The 354-nt window shown below is 65.0% G+C and carries 1 protein-coding gene; it reads left to right on the top strand.

Annotated features, from left to right (window positions below; all coding sequences use genetic code 11):
* Positions 1 to 354: SDR family NAD(P)-dependent oxidoreductase (locus CWB66_RS22100; RefSeq protein WP_138587039.1), on the top strand; the 354-nt coding region annotated here is incomplete at both ends.

Raw genomic sequence — 354 nt, 5'->3', positions numbered from 1 at the left:
AGGACGTCACGCCGGAATTCTGGGACGAGCGGATCGCGGTCAACCTCAAGCACCAGTTCTTCAGTGCCCAGGCGGTCGCACCCGACATGAGGCAGGCGGGCGGCGGTGCGATCATCCACATCGGCTCGGTGAGCTGGGTGCTCGGTCCGGGCAACATGCCCTGCTACACCACTGCCAAGTCAGCGGTGCAGGGCCTCACCCGCGCGCTGGCGCGCGATCTCGGTCCGCACAATTTGTGTGTCTACTCCATCCTGGCGGGTTGGATCATGACCCTGGGCCAGCAGGATCTGTGGCTGACGCCCGAAGGCGTTGCTGAGCTGATGCAGCGCCAATGCCTGATGCGCAAGCTCGTGC

The organism is Pseudoalteromonas sp. S558 (genome assembly GCF_005886635.1).
Classification (GTDB): Bacteria; Pseudomonadota; Gammaproteobacteria; order Enterobacterales; family Alteromonadaceae; genus Pseudoalteromonas; species Pseudoalteromonas aliena.
This window is presented reverse-complemented; position numbering and strand designations above follow the sequence as displayed.